This is a genomic window from Sporosarcina sp. P26b (assembly GCF_002743245.1).
In the GTDB taxonomy this organism is placed as follows: domain Bacteria; phylum Bacillota; class Bacilli; order Bacillales_A; family Planococcaceae; genus Sporosarcina; species Sporosarcina ureae_C.
On sequence record NZ_PDYW01000015.1, the window covers coordinates 45,969 to 58,729 of the forward strand.

Genomic DNA, 12,761 nt, shown 5'->3' on the forward strand with positions numbered 1-12,761 from the left:
GACGAAGGAGAGTGTGAAATGGATAGTATTTTGTTTGTGGAAACCACGAAGAGTGGTTCGAGCAGAGAGGCCATAAAGGCTGCGGAAAGGATAGGCTATGTAACGGTCTTGCTAACCGAGAATATGAAGTATCTCGAGCAAAGGGAAGAGTTTCCCGAAGTTACACATATGATTCATGTTGACAGCCTAACGGAAGTGGTGATTCGTCAACAGATTCATTCATTACAGAAGTCGGGAATGAAGTTGAAAGGGATTTTCAGTTTCGTAGATCCATTTGTTTCGATGACTGCCCATCTTGCGAATGAATTTTGCGATTCGAAAATTTCCGCTGATGCCTATCTGAAAATGGAGGACAAAGTATTAACTAGAACAGCATTAGCCAAGAACGAAGCGACACCTAAGTTTATGATTTATGAAACATCGGCAAATTTGAAACAGTTCATCATCGAACAGGAGGTATTTCCCCTCATCATCAAGTCGCCACTTTCAAAGGCATCAAGAGACGTATATCTCGTTGAAGATCGAAAAGAAATGATGCGTGTCATGAAGGGCATGTTGAAAGTCCACCCTGGCCAGCAAATTGTCGTTGAAGAATACTTGGATGGACCTCAATATTTAGTTGAACTTGTAGTGGTTGACGGGGAGCACCACCTAGTTGCAGTGATTAAACAGGACATTCAAAAAGACTTGAAGTTCATCATTACCGGTTATGATTTTCAACTAACACTAGAGAAAAGCTTATATGACAAGCTTTTCAAAACAGTGGAATCCATTTGCAAAGATCTCGGAGCGAAAAATGTAGCCTGCCACCTAGAACTACGATATGTCAGGGATACCTGGAAGTTGATTGAATTGAACCCAAGAATTTCAGGCGGTGCCATGAATCGTATGATAGAAGAGGCATATGGAATCAATTTGATGGAAGAGACATTGAAGCTATTTATCGGTGAAGAAATGAATTTAAAGAAAAGGCACGAAAATCATATTTATACGCATTATATTACCGTGAATGCTTACGGTACATTACTGAAAGTGACAGGAAAAAACAATGCCATGATGTATGAAGGTGTGCGTGAAGTCTACGTGAAGCCACGTAAAGGCACGTTCATGACTCCACCCACTTCGATGGGAAATCGATATGGTTACGTCATAGCTTCGGGCGATTCAGCATCAAAAGCGAAACAAAATGCCTTGCATGCAGCGCAGAATATCAAGTTCTATATAGAAACGAATGAGGAGTGAGCGCAGATGATTACAGTAGGAATGTTGCATTCAAAGAAACACCCAAGCAAAGTAGATAAAGCTTTCGCCTGGGCAGCTGTTGCTAAAATGGAAGGAATAAATTTTTATTACTTTTCACCACGCGATGTTAATTTTACGACAAAAGTAATTTCAGGTTATGTTTATGAAGAGGGCGAATGGATTCAAAAAGAATTGTTGTTCCCGGATGTCATTTTCAATTCATACGGGATGAAAACCGATGAAGATAACGCCGTCTACAATAAATTGAGTGAAATGGTTCCTTTCACTTCACAACCAGTTGGCAATAAAATGAGTGTCTATAAGAGAATTAGTCAAATGTCAGGATTTGAGGAGTATTTGATCCCTTCTATACGGGTGGATCAACCGAAGGATGTATTAGAGGCTTTGACAAAATATAAAAAAGTAATTATCAAACCAGTATCCGGCAGTCAGGGGAAGGGAATTTGGTTCATAGAGCAAGATGGAGAGCAGTTTCATAAAGTAGTTGATACAGAGAAGACAACTACAAATCGAAAACAACTTATTTCCGAACTTCAAAACTTACTCAGTGAGGAAGACTATTTGGTTCAGCCGTATATATTATGCCGAACAAAAGATGGGAATCCGTATGATTTTAGACTGCATGTTCAAAAGGACAGAGAGGGTAAATGGGTAATTCCAATCATTTTCCCTCGGATAGGTACGATGGATCGAGTAACTAGTAATCTTTCACGTGGCGGTAGTAAGGGCGAGTTTAAATCATTTTTACAAAGAGAATTTGACGATGAGTGGATGAATATGAAAAAAACTTTAGAGGAATTTGCTGAGCACTTCACGAATGAATTCGAAAGTACTTATGACGTGGAATTCGATGAGCTTGGTATTGATATAGGTGTCGATGAAAATAATAAGCTATGGATCTTCGAGGTGAATTGGAGACCTGGATGCGTAGATTTCATACTCGCTATAGCAAAGAACCATATTCCTTATGCCATGTATGTCGCCAAGAAAAATGAATCAACTTAATAAGGTTTCAAATAATTATCCATTCATGCTTGCCCAAACCTAACCTGTCATTCTACTTTGGCATATATATAAGAGATACGTATATATGAAGGGAAGGAAAATGATGAATGAACCTAGTGTGATTTGTCTAGCAATGAAAAAATTACTGGAAGAACAAGAGATGATGAAGAAATTCGGCCATGGATTACAATTTGTCTGTTCACTACCTGTCTACGATACAATCCCCTTTACACTGCATGACTGTACATTACAAAAGCCGTTCAGTGCTCACTATCAATGTATAAAGACTCCATATTTCAGATTGGAAAAAATCGATATAGATACATGTTGCGCGACTCTGACCTTACTCGAGCCAGTCGATATGGAAGGGAATCCAGTGGAAGACTGCGAAGAACTTTACTCCCTCAAGAAGACAAAAAGCTGTATCATAGTCAATATCAATTGCTTTTGCACTATCACACCTCTCCCACCTAAACTAGTCAATAGACCACTACCTATTATTGAACCGAAAAAATAAAACGTAAAAGGTGATACTTTATGCAAGACACGATCAGAAAACAAATTTTTGAACTACAAGAGGCTAGCTATCAGAAGTTTATATCCGCGCTCATACCGAATATCGATAATGTACTCGGAGTGCGCATGCCGGAACTCCGCAAACTTGCAAAGGAGATTGCAAAAGGTGACTGGCGGACATATTTGCAAACTGCGAATGACGAGTACTTTGAAGAAGTGATGTTACAAGGTTTAGTCATTGGATATGCAAATGCGGATGTAGAGGAACTTTTGACGTATGTAGAGACATTTGTACCCAAAATAGATAACTGGTCTGTTTGCGACAGTTTTTGTACAGGGTTAAAATTCACCAAGCAAAATAAAGAACGTGTATGGTCATTCCTTCAACCGTATCTGATTTCCGACAAGGAGTATGAACTCCGCTTCGGTATAGTCATGTTGCTTGATTATTATATTGAACCTGACTATATCGACAGAGTTCTTGATTTACTAGATGATGTACAACATGAGGGATATTATGCAAAAATGGCAGTTGCATGGGCGCTATCTATTTGTTTTGTGAAGTTGCCCGATCAGACGATGAAGTATTTAACAGGGGATCACTCATTGGATTTGTTTACGTATAATAAAGCTTTGCAGAAAATCACGGAATCGACACGGGTAGGGGCAGACGTGAAGGAGATCATTCGTGGTATGAAAAGGAAATGACAAAAACCTGACAAATAGTCAGGTTTTTTGTTGAGATGTTATATGTGTTCAAATTTCATTTTACGTACATCTAAACGAATCGATTTTCTTTAAATCTAATCCATAATACTCCCATCGGTAATGGCGTGGATCCCATCGGTAGCCGGCAATCGAAGTTCTGCCAACGAATGTTGGATAGTACCAGAATCCATTATTCCGCGAAGTCCATACATACGTGTAACGGTACAGACATCCGGCTATTCCGCCTGGGTCGACTGCACGTAAATGGGCATCGGGATAACTCGGCGTTTGGCTTGGTGGAGCAAAAGTCGGTGCACTTTGTTGTGGTTGACCACCTTGGTGTCCGTGTTGATGACCTGGCTGGCCATGCTGATGACCTGGCTGCTGTCCGGGATAATGCTGTTGATGATGTCCTGGTTGACTAGGATACCCTGGATATGAAGGTTGTTGAGGGTACCCGGGATATCCTGGTTGTGGTGTATGCCCGTGATGTTGCCCAGGATATCCTGGCTGCTGTCCTGGATAACCAGGTGGCCATTGAGGATTCTGTTGATTGGGTGGCGGATAACCAGGGGTATTTCCACCTTGCCACCCATGTTGTGGATATTGACCATGTTGCGGTTGATGCTGTTGATACGTCTCTTGCTGTCGCCCTGGATAACCATCAGGCAACTGCGGATACCACATACCTTCATTCTGCTGACTCAAACTATCACTCCTTCTTTTCTACTTGTTTCAAACACAACGAAACTGATCGATACGTTGTAAGTCAATACCGATATACTCCCAGCGGAATCTTCGCGCGTTCCATTGAAAACCTGCTACGGATTGTCTACCGACGAATGTCGGGTAGAACCAGAATCCATTGCGTCGAGATGTCCATACATACGTAAAGCGATACAAGCAACCCGCAATGGCACCTGGATCTACCGCGAACGTCTGGAATTCCGGGTAACTTGGAACTTGATTCGGTGGCGGAGTAGTAGGAGCGGCCGCCTGCCCACCTTGATTGGGTGACCCTTGATTGCCTCCTGGTCTACCGGGTTGCTGTCCAGGGAAATTAGGTTGCTGTGGAAAACCAGATGACCCCGGGAATCCTGGCATACCTGGGAACCACTGCATACCTGGAAAACCTTGTGATCCTGAAAACCAAGGTTGCCAAGGTGAAAACGATTGCGCTGTAGAGAAGCCTTGTGGATCAGCACCTTGCCAATTTTGATCTGTGTATTGTGGATACCACATAAATTCATCTTGTGGATTCAACTCATTACGCCTCCTTTTTCTATTCGTTTTATCATATGCAGCCTGATAGTCATTTGACCTTATTCTCTCTTCTTTCGACAGCTGTGCTAAACTATAGGTGAAGGAAGTGGACTATAATGAATGAAAATAAACCGCATATTTTAGTAGTAGACGGAATGGCGCTCTTGTTCCGTTCGTTTTTTGCAACGGCACATAGTGGTCAGTTTTTCCGCAATGCAATGGATGTACCGACGAACGGGGTACAAGGGTTTGCACGTCACACGATGAGTGCCATCTCGATTTTCCAACCGACACATTTGGCGGTGTGCTGGGATATGGGATCGAAAACATTTCGTAATGAATTATTCGCAGACTATAAAGCGCATCGCCCAGCACCTGCACCAGAATTAATTCCACAGTTCGATATGGCACGCGAAGTATCGGAAACGCTAGGATGGAAGAGTTATGGAATTAAGAACATGGAAGCGGATGATCTGATTGGTTCGCTAGTTGAAACGTGGAAAGACGAAGCCAAATTGACCGTAGTATCGGGGGATAAAGATTTACTCCAGTTGTTGAAACCGGATGTGTCGATTGCGCTAACGAAAAAAGGATTCACGCAGTATGATGAATACACGGAAGCTCGTTTTATAGAAGAGTATGGAATTACGCCGAAGCAATTTATTGATATGAAAGCATTTACTGGAGATTCGAGCGACGGATATCCTGGTGTGAAGGGGATTGGACCGAAGACGGCATTGAAGCTCATACAGGAGTATGGTTCGGTCGATGGCGTGCTTGCAGCGAAAGAAAACTTAACGGCAGGTTTGCAAAAGAAGCTAAACGCAGAAGAAGAGATGTTGATGATATCAAGAGATCTCGCAACGATTCATTGTGAAATCAAGCTGGATGATCCGCTAGAAGAATTGATCATTCCCGAGTTCACGGTAGAAACCGCCAAAGTAATGGAAGAACAGGGCTACTCCATGATTGCAAAACAAGGCCTACCGGTTTCACCGTTTTAACGGTTCGATCGTAACAAACGTCAAAATCTTTTTATTCGGCTCATAAGGGATAGAGCGTACACGGCTCGCGCTATTTCTGCCACCGTGATCATGAACGAGTACAAGCAGTTGATTGTCTACATATTCATAGCCAACCATTACGACCCAGTGGTAATTGAATGAAAAACGACTACGCCATTTGAATTTGAACCATTTATCAAATTTCAACGCAACAGGACGGTCTTCATCGATCTGTTCAATTGCCTGCTGTACAGTACAAACTTTCACATTCCATTGCGAGCCGAGCATTTGGTTCAGCCTACGAACAAACCGCCAAGTAGGCAAACCAATCTTCGTACTACCTAATGTTCGATACAGCTCATTAATAGAAGGAGTTTGTTCGGTGGGAAAGAAATGGCGCAACAATACATACGCTGTAACAGGCCCGCAAGCCGATGGACGATAGCGTGGTTCAATGTCGTGATCATATTGTGATTTGCCTTTCACTTCTATGTATTTGGACATGCTGAATGCCTCCTTTTAGTGGGTATGTTATGGGGCTGGGAATGCTGAAATGCTCAATGAATCCGCGTGACCGCTCTATGTAACCGGTTAGACTGCTCTAGCCAACCGCGCGACCGCCCTATCCAGGCCGTTGAGCGCTCTATCAGCCGTGTTAACCGCTCATAGCCGCCACGCAACCACTCTTAGACCTTCAAACTAAACTATAAAACAAATGCTGAGAACCTAGAGGCTCTCAGCATTTTTATTACCATCTTTAGATCTTTACTTCATCTAAGAACGCCATAACTTGTTCAGGTGACTTCGCAAACGCACTATGCAAGTGTGCATGCTTTTCACCATTTTTGAAGACTAACAAGCTTGGAATACCCATGACTTCATACTTCTCAGCGATTTCAGGAATAACGTCGCGATCCGCATCATACCATGTGTATGTATCGTATTTTTCAACGATTGGATCGATGAACATGTCCATACGCTTACAGTCAGGGCACCAGCCAGCTTCAAACTTCACAAGCACTGGTTTGTCGCTCGCAATGATTTCTTCAAACTCACTTGCTGTTTTAATTTCTTTCATTTCTATCGCCTCCATTCAATGAATAGTGTACAATGATTCTAAAGCATTGGGAATTAAAGTGCTTATTTTAAAAAGTCAGATTAAATATGAAATAAATATTGCGAAATAGTTTCAAATGATTTATACTAGCAATTATAGGCAATGCGTATTTTTTTTACGCTATAAATGAATGAGTGTTCATTCAAAGAACATAAGGGGAGGATTGCACGTGACTTATCAAATTAGAAAAGCGGCAGTTTTAGGATCTGGAGTTATGGGTTCTGGTATTGCAGCACACTTAGCGAATATTGGCATTCCCGTACTTTTATTGGATATCGTACCACCGAAATTAGGTGCAGACGACGAGGCCAAAGGATTAACGTATGACGATCCAAAGTTCCGTAATAAGTTTGCGGCTACAGCATTGGAGAAATTACAAAAACAAAAGCCGGCACCTCTGACAACGAAGAAAAGCTTAGCATTACTTACACCAGGAAATTTCGAGGACCATTTGGATCAATTGAAAGACGTAGATTGGATCATTGAAGTCGTCGTAGAAAACCTTGATATTAAAAAGAGTTTATATGAAAAGATTGAAAATGTGCGAAAGCCAGGCACCATCATTTCATCCAATACATCGGGTATTAGTATTGAAGCGATGACAGAAGGACGTTCGGAAGATTTCCAGAAACACTTCCTTGGCACACACTTCTTCAATCCTCCAAGATACTTAAAATTGCTTGAGATTATTCCTACAAAAACCACATCACCTGAAGTTGTCGAGTTCATGACAGTGTTCGGTGAGGATCGTTTAGGTAAGGGAGTCGTCATTGCGAAAGATACACCAAACTTTATCGGCAACCGAATCGGTACGTATGGTTTACAAGTGACATTGCATGAAATGCTAGAACGCGGTTATACAATCGGAGAAATCGATTCAATTACAGGTACATTGATCGGTCGTCCGAAATCCGCAACATTCCGTACATTGGATGTAGTGGGACTAGACACGTATATGCACGTTGCGAAAAACGTCTACGATCAAACGACAGGTGAAGAGCAAAAAATCTTCGAACTGCCAGACGTCGTTACGAAAATGATTGATAATGGCTGGATCGGTGCGAAGGCGAAACAAGGCTTCTACGTTAAAGAAGGCCGAGATATTCTTGAACTCGATATGAAGACATTAGAATATATTCCTACACAGAAAATGAAAGCGCCTTCAATCGAAATGGCAAAACAGCAAAAAGGACTAGCTAACAAAGTGAAAACATTGCTGTATGCAAAAGATCGTGCAGGCGAGATTTTTTGGAATACATTAACACCGACAATGCTATATGCTGCCCAACTTCATGGAGAAATTGCTGACGATATCGTTTCGATCGACAACGCAATGAAATGGGGCTTCGGCTGGACGCAAGGACCGTTTGAAATTTGGGACGCAATCGGCGTGAAGAAGTCTGTTGACATGCTAAAAGAAGAAGGTAAGGAAATTCCTGAATTCGTTCAGTCATTGCTCGATAAAGGCTATGAAACTTTCTATAAAGAAGAGGATGGCGACACGTACTACTTCGACGGCTCGGACTATCAGGTTGTGCAAGTAAATGAGAAAGCTATCAACTTGAAGCAGTATAAGAAAAAGCACGGCGTGATCAAGAAAAATTCTGGCGCAAGCTTGATCGATCTTGGCGATGGCGTAGCTCTACTAGAATTCCATTCACAATCAAATGCTATTGGTCTAGACATCATTCAGATGATCAACTTCGCGGTAGATGAAGTGGAGAAGAACTTCAAAGGGCTTGTGATCGGGAATCAGGGGAAAAACTTCTGTGTCGGCGCAAACCTAGGCATGATTTTAATGGAAGCGCAAGATGATAATATCTTTGAACTCGACTTTGTCATCCGTTCATTCCAGAATGCGATGTTGAAGATTAAATATAGTGGCAAGCCGGTTGTTGTGGCACCATTCCAGATGACGCTAGGTGGCGGGGCGGAAGTTTGTCTTCCAGCTGCACATATTCAGGCATCTATGGAAACGTATATGGGACTTGTTGAAGTAGGGGTAGGCTTGATTCCTGGAGGTGGCGGAAACGTCAACTTGTATCAGAAGCATCTGAAAGGTTTACCGAACGGTGTACCTACTGATTATCAACATATTGCGAATAAAGTATTCGAATCGATCGCGATGGCGAAAGTTTCAACATCGGCTGACGAAGCAAGAGAGAATAACTTCCTCGACTTTGCAGACGGCATAAGTGTCAATCCAGATCACCAGATTTATGATGCGAAGCAAGCAGCACTGGCTTTATTTGAAGCAGGCTACGTTGCACCAAAGCGAGCGAAAGTTCCTGTAACAGGCGATTCGGGCTATGCGACATTATTGCTAGCAGCTGAAGGCATGTACGGTTCTGGATTCATTAGCGAACATGATTTGAAAATTGCGAAGAAACTCGCGTACGTGCTAGCAGGCGGAAAAATCCCGTACGGCACACGTGTTGATGAGCAGTACTTACTTGATTTAGAACGCGAAGCATTTTTAAGTTTAGTAGCAGAACCGAAATCACAGCAGCGTATGCAGCATATGCTGGTCAAGGGTAAGCCGTTACGTAACTGATGAGAGATAGTTAAAGGAGGAAACAGAATGCGCGAAGCAGTAATTGTAGCCGGTGCTCGAACACCGATTGGAAAAGCAGGAAGAGGTTCTTTGGCAACTGTCCGTCCGGATGATCTTGGGGCGTTGACTATAAAGGAAACATTGAAGCGTGCAGGGAATTATGATGGACCGATCGATGATTTAATCATCGGTTGTGCCATGCCTGAAGCGGAACAAGGAATGAACGTAGCGCGTAATATTGGCGCATTGGCAGGGTTACCGGATACGACACCAGCCGTAACGGTCAACCGCTTTTGTTCATCTGGCTTACAGTCGATCGCCTATGCAGCAGAGCGAATCATGCTCGGTCACTCAGAAGCTGTCTTAGCAGGTGGCGTTGAATCGATGAGTATGGTTCCGATGATGGGAAACACGATTCGTCCAAACTTTAAATTAGCAGAAGAAGCGCCTGAATATTATATGGGAATGGGACATACAGCCGAGCAAGTGGCGCAAAAGTATGGTATCTCACGTGAAGATCAGGACGCGTTCGCAGTCGAATCACATAAACGTACGGAAGCGGCAATCAAAGAAAATAAATTTGTTGATGAGATTGTACCTGTTGAAGTAACGAAGCGTTTTGTCGATGCAGACGGCAAGTATCAGGAAAAGACGGTTTTATTCGAAATGGATGAAGGCGTGCGTCCTGGCACGACGACGGAAGTACTGGGGAAATTACGTCCGGCATTCGCAGCGAAAGGTTCCGTAACAGCTGGTAACGCGTCACAAACATCTGACGGTGCAGGAATGGTCTTATTAATGGATCGAGAAGTTGCTGAACAGCGCGGCTTGAAGCCGATGGCAAAATTCCTTTCATTCGCAGTAGGCGGCGTTCCACCAGAAGTGATGGGGATCGGACCGATTGTAGCTGTGCCTAAAGCATTGAAGCTTGCAGGTTTATCTATTGAAGATATCGATCTTTTTGAGCTCAATGAAGCATTTGCCTCTCAGTCGCTCGCAGTTATTCGCGAACTAGGACTTGATACAGATAAAGTGAACGTCAATGGTGGCGCGATTTCATCAGGTCATCCACTAGGCGCAACAGGAACTATTTTGACGTTGAAATTAATTAATGAATTGAAACGCCAAGGCAAAAAGTACGGTGTCGTCACGATGTGTATCGGTGGCGGAATGGGAGCAGCTGGAGTGTTCGAAGTTCTATAAAAATAATACAGACAAACAATAGGGGGAAATTATATGACTAAAGCTATGGAGGGAACTACTATGACTGAATTCGTAAAAGGTGGCGCATTTTTAACTGAGGATATGGACGCAAGTCGCGTATTTACACCAGAGGACTTCACAGATGAGCAAAAGATGATTGCCAAAACAACGGAAGAGTACGTAAAAAACGACGTAACACCGTTAATTGAAAAGCTAGAGAACCATGAATTTGAAAACTCTGTAACATTGCTGAAGAAAGCTGGAGATCTAGGTCTTCTAGCAGCAGATATTCCAGAAGAGTATGAGGGACTTGCACTAGATAAGATTTCATCTGCATTGATTGCGGAGAAATTATCAGTGGCAGGCGGCTTCTCAATCACTCACGGAGCGCACGTAGGGATCGGTACATTACCGATCGTTCTATTCGGTAACCATGAACAAAAAATGAAGTACTTGCCAAACTCCGCAAGTGGAGCGAAAATTTCCGCTTATGCATTGACAGAGCCAAGCTCAGGATCAGACGCATTAGGCGCGAAGACCACTGCTAAATTAAACGCTGCAGGTACACACTATGTACTGAACGGTGAAAAACAGTGGATCACAAACTCTGCATTTGCTGATGTATTCGTAGTCTACGCAAAAGTAGATGGCGACAAGTTCACAGCGTTTATCGTAGAAAAAGAATATCCAGGCGTTTCAGTAGGACCCGAAGAGAAGAAAATGGGTATCAAATCATCTTCTACACGTACGTTGATTCTAGAAGACGCAGAAGTACCTGTTGAAAACTTATTAGGTGAAATTGGTCGCGGACACGTGATCGCGTTCAACATTCTAAACATCGGTCGGTACAAGCTTGGAGTAGGTACAATCGGCGGATCGAAGCGTGCACTTGAATTGGCTATCAAATATGCGAATCAGCGTAAGCAGTTCGACACACCGATTTCTTCATTCAACTTAACGAAAGAAAAATTCGGTACGATGGCTTCTATGTTGTACGCAACAGAAAGCTTGATCTATCGTACAGTTGGATACTTCGAAGAGCGTAACGCGGCGATGAGCCCTGAAGAGCAAAAAGACGGCGCAAAAGTGGCGGCTTCCATTGCTGAATACGCAATTGAATGTTCTATCAATAAAGTAGTAGGTTCAGAAGTGTTGGATTACATTTCGGATGAAGCAGTTCAAATCCACGGCGGTTACGGCTTCATGGCTGAGTACGAAGTAGAGCGTATCTACCGCGACTCACGTATTAACCGTATTTTCGAAGGAACGAATGAAATCAACCGAATGATCGTTCCAGGCACATTCTTGAAGAAAGCAATGAAAGGCGAATTGCCATTGCTTCAACAAGCACAAGCATTGCAAGAAGAGTTGTTAATGCTTATGCCGGAAGAAGTGGGCGACGAAGCATTGGCTCAAGAGAAGGCGCTTGTGAAGAACGCGAAGAAAATCGGCATCTTGGTTGCAGGACTTGCAGCACAGCGTTATGGCACGAAGTTGGATCAAGAGCAAGAGATTCTTGTGAACATCGCAGATATTGCGAATGATCTATTCGGTATGGAGTCTGCATTGCTTCGTACGGAGAAAGCGATCAACAAGAACGGCGAAGAGAAAGAGAACCAGAAGCTTCTTTATACACAGATCTTCTGTCAAGAAGCGTTCGGACGCATCGAAGCGGCAGCAAAAGAGACATTGCTTGCAGCAGTAGACGGCGACAACCAGCGCATGATGATTTCGGCGTTGCGTAAGTTGACTCGTAACAATCCGTATAACTTGATTGCGAAGAAGCGTGAAGCGGCTGAGAAGCTGATCGAAGCAGAGAAGTATATCGTATAATTATAGCTCAGACATAACGCCTCCTACGTGGGGCGTTTTTTGTTGTTTCTGGAATTGTTTAAGTTCAAGTTCCAAAGCAAGAGCAAAGGAGCAGTGAGTGAGTTTGTGAGTGGTTCGGGATGGAAGCTCCAGTTGGCGGACGCTTTCCCATGGGCTCTCGGTGAGCCAACCAGTTCGCTGCGCTCTCTTTTGGTTGTCTCTCCTTTCGAGCTGATCCATCGGGAGCATTCCTGTTTGGTTAGTGGAACCCTATTGAAATAGAAAAGTCCCCTTGGTATGATTCGGGGTGTCAAGG

Annotated in this window: 12 protein-coding genes; 8 read left to right on the forward strand and 4 right to left on the reverse strand. The window is 43.2% G+C overall.

From position 1 onward, the window contains the following. The first annotated feature begins 18 nt into the window (after positions 1–18). The 4 genes from CSV69_RS12205 to CSV69_RS12220 all read left to right on the forward strand — a co-directional run bounded on the left by CSV69_RS12205 (position 19) and on the right by CSV69_RS12220 (position 3,492). On the forward strand, positions 19–1,242 hold the full coding sequence (locus CSV69_RS12205) for an ATP-grasp domain-containing protein (RefSeq protein ID WP_099693563.1): 1,224 nt from the start codon (positions 19–21) through the stop codon (positions 1,240–1,242). 6 nt (positions 1,243–1,248) lie between these two features. After that, positions 1,249–2,268 carry a YheC/YheD family endospore coat-associated protein gene (locus CSV69_RS12210; protein WP_099693564.1) on the forward strand — a complete coding sequence of 340 codons (1,020 nt, stop codon included), beginning with the start codon at positions 1,249–1,251 and terminating at the stop codon, positions 2,266–2,268. Positions 2,269–2,401: 133 nt separating this feature from the next. Next, positions 2,402–2,785, forward strand: a complete 384-nt coding sequence (locus tag CSV69_RS12215) for a CotY/CotZ family spore coat protein (protein ID WP_158232670.1) — start codon at positions 2,402–2,404, stop codon at positions 2,783–2,785. 20 nt (positions 2,786–2,805) lie between these two features. Then, positions 2,806–3,492: a DNA alkylation repair protein gene (locus CSV69_RS12220; protein WP_099693566.1), complete on the forward strand. Its 687-nt coding sequence runs from the start codon at positions 2,806–2,808 to the stop codon at positions 3,490–3,492. Between the two features lie 60 nt (positions 3,493–3,552). Here the strand turns inward: CSV69_RS12220 and CSV69_RS12225 are convergent, their stop codons facing one another. After that, a complete protein-coding gene (locus CSV69_RS12225) occupies positions 3,553–4,200 on the reverse strand; it encodes a hypothetical protein (RefSeq protein WP_099693567.1) in 648 nt (215 codons plus the stop codon). Positions 4,201–4,227: 27 nt separating this feature from the next. Continuing rightward, complete coding sequence (locus tag CSV69_RS12230) at positions 4,228–4,755, reverse strand: hypothetical protein (protein WP_085426830.1); 528 nt, start codon at positions 4,753–4,755, stop codon at positions 4,228–4,230. 116 nt (positions 4,756–4,871) lie between these two features. Between CSV69_RS12230 and CSV69_RS12235 the strand changes: the two genes are divergently transcribed. Beyond that, positions 4,872–5,759 (forward strand): 5'-3' exonuclease, encoded by an 888-nt coding sequence (locus tag CSV69_RS12235; protein ID WP_099693568.1) that lies wholly within the window; start codon positions 4,872–4,874, stop codon positions 5,757–5,759. On the opposite strand, the gene CSV69_RS12240 is transcribed toward CSV69_RS12235, so the two are convergent. Further along, positions 5,748–6,263, reverse strand: a complete 516-nt coding sequence (locus CSV69_RS12240; RefSeq protein ID WP_099625726.1) for a C39 family peptidase — start codon at positions 6,261–6,263, stop codon at positions 5,748–5,750. The two genes, CSV69_RS12235 and CSV69_RS12240, sit on opposite strands and share 12 nt — an antisense overlap. Before the next feature lie 253 nt (positions 6,264–6,516). After that, positions 6,517–6,837, reverse strand: a complete 321-nt coding sequence (locus tag CSV69_RS12245) for a thioredoxin family protein (protein WP_085426827.1) — start codon at positions 6,835–6,837, stop codon at positions 6,517–6,519. Positions 6,838–7,006: 169 nt separating this feature from the next. Between CSV69_RS12245 and CSV69_RS12250 the strand changes: the two genes are divergently transcribed. Genes CSV69_RS12250 through CSV69_RS12260 form a run of 3 tightly spaced genes read left to right on the forward strand, consistent with a single transcriptional unit; the run spans position 7,007 to position 12,466 of the window. Next, complete coding sequence (locus CSV69_RS12250) at positions 7,007–9,430, forward strand: 3-hydroxyacyl-CoA dehydrogenase/enoyl-CoA hydratase family protein (RefSeq protein WP_483315699.1); 2,424 nt, start codon at positions 7,007–7,009, stop codon at positions 9,428–9,430. 27 nt (positions 9,431–9,457) lie between these two features. Further along, positions 9,458–10,633, forward strand: a complete 1,176-nt coding sequence (locus tag CSV69_RS12255) for an acetyl-CoA C-acetyltransferase (protein ID WP_085426825.1) — start codon at positions 9,458–9,460, stop codon at positions 10,631–10,633. Between the two features lie 33 nt (positions 10,634–10,666). After that, positions 10,667–12,466: an acyl-CoA dehydrogenase family protein gene (locus CSV69_RS12260; protein WP_369823958.1), complete on the forward strand. Its 1,800-nt coding sequence runs from the start codon at positions 10,667–10,669 to the stop codon at positions 12,464–12,466. The last annotated feature ends 295 nt before the right edge of the window (positions 12,467–12,761 follow it).